The organism is Rothia sp. HMSC069D01 (assembly GCF_001810135.1).
Taxonomy (GTDB): domain Bacteria; phylum Actinomycetota; class Actinomycetes; order Actinomycetales; family Micrococcaceae; genus Rothia.
Genome location: NZ_KV800106.1, coordinates 1 through 1,634 on the forward strand (window position 1 = coordinate 1; position 1,634 = coordinate 1,634).

The window sequence follows — 1,634 nt, forward strand, 5'->3', positions numbered from 1 at the left end:
GGCATTCGCCGCAGACGGTGCGGTTGCAGCGCTTGCACTGGGCGTAGCTAACGCGGTTGGGGTGGTTGACGCAGACGGTTGGGGTCTGCCCGTAGCCTGCGTAGTTGGGAAAGTTCTCCACTGAACCTCCAGGGGTTGTGTACCGGATCAACCGGGGTGGTGTGCGGGGGATGGCGCGCGCGGGCATATAAGCGCAGGGACCCACCGGAAGAATCCTGGCGGGCCCCTGAACTATACGTGTTTTCTCAACACCTTCAGCAGAATGCTCGTATGAGCCTTCCGATGGGGTTTATTAGAGCTTTTCGATGTCGATCGAGGAGATGACAACGTCCTTGACCGGGCGGTCCTGGAAGCCGGTCTCAACGCCCTCAATAGCGTCAACAACCTTCTTGGATGCCTCGTCGGTAACCTCACCGAAGATGGTGTGGCGGCCGTTCAGCCAAGGGGTCTCAACGGTGGTGATGAAGAACTGAGAACCGTTGGTGCCGGGGCCTGCGTTAGCCATTGCCAGCAGGTAGGGCTTGGAGAAGGAGAGTTCGGGGTGAATCTCGTCCTTGAACTGGTAGCCGGGGCCACCAACGCCCATGCCCAGGGGGTCACCACCCTGAATCATGAAGTCCTTGATGATGCGGTGGAACACGACGTCCTTGTACAGGGGGGTGTTCATGATTTCACCGGTGCGGGGGTGCTTCCACTGACGGGAGCCGTCAGCGAGGCCGATGAAGTTCTCAACAGTCAGCGGTGCGTGGTTGCCGAAGAGCTCGACGACGATGTCACCGTAGTTAGTGTGGATAGTTGCCTTAGCAGTTGCATTAGTCATGGCTCTATTGTGGCACGGGGCGGCGCTCATTCGCCATCTAACATGTTTTTTCGCCCCGGGCGCACCGTCGGGCGGGCTTTTTGGGCGGGAATTGAATATCCTGAGAGGTGAACACTACGCGCGCGGCGGCGTTTTCTGGTCGCTGGCGCATTTCAACCGATGGAGGTCACCCCATGTTCTGCTGCAAGAAGCGTAAGGCACGCAAGGCTGCTAAGGCTCAGGCTATCGTCTCTTCTCTGGCTGCTGTTGAGTCCGCGCTGGAAGGCAAGACCGCTGAGATGTTCGCTGAGAAGCTGACCGGCAACAAGAAGGCCCTGAAGAAGGCTCGTAAGGCTACCGCAAAGACCGTTCGCGCCGCTGAGAAGGAACTGGCTCGTATTGAGCGTAACGGCGGCAAGCGCCCCCGTAAGGGCCTGGCGTTCCTGGGTCTGCTGGTTGCTCTGGGTGTTGCAGGCGCCGCAGCCTACAACGCAGCTCGCCCCGTGGAGGACCCCTGGAAGAACGCATAAGCGTTATTCCCCGCATTTTCTTCTCTACACGTTCTGAGGCGCCGCTAGCGGCGTGAGGGAGCGCATTGTGAGAGATAGCCGCCCGCTAGAGTTTTACTCTGACGGGCGGCTATTAGTTTATTTTTTCGGGGTGTTTGTTTTTTAGGGGGGACAGGGGCGAGAGGAGGAGCTAAAGATAGAGCACTGAATCTCCCCGGGTGCACCCTGCGGTATTTCCCCTAACATACCCGGATATACAAAGAACCCCATGTCTTTCGACATGGGGTTCTCGGTTCAAAAATAAACCGGCGATGACCTACTCTCCC

Annotated in this window: 2 protein-coding genes; one reads left to right on the forward strand and one right to left on the reverse strand. The window is 58.1% G+C overall.

Translation table 11 applies throughout. From position 1 onward, the window contains the following. Window positions 1-292: 292 nt before the first annotated feature. Complete coding sequence (locus HMPREF2710_RS04555) at window positions 293-820, reverse strand: peptidylprolyl isomerase (protein ID WP_005508008.1); 528 nt, start codon at window positions 818-820, stop codon at window positions 293-295. A gap of 173 nt (window positions 821-993) precedes the next feature. Between HMPREF2710_RS04555 and HMPREF2710_RS04560 the strand changes: the two genes are divergently transcribed. Beyond that, complete coding sequence (locus tag HMPREF2710_RS04560) at window positions 994-1,329, forward strand: hypothetical protein (RefSeq protein WP_005504118.1); 336 nt, start codon at window positions 994-996, stop codon at window positions 1,327-1,329. Window positions 1,330-1,634: the final 305 nt, after the last annotated feature.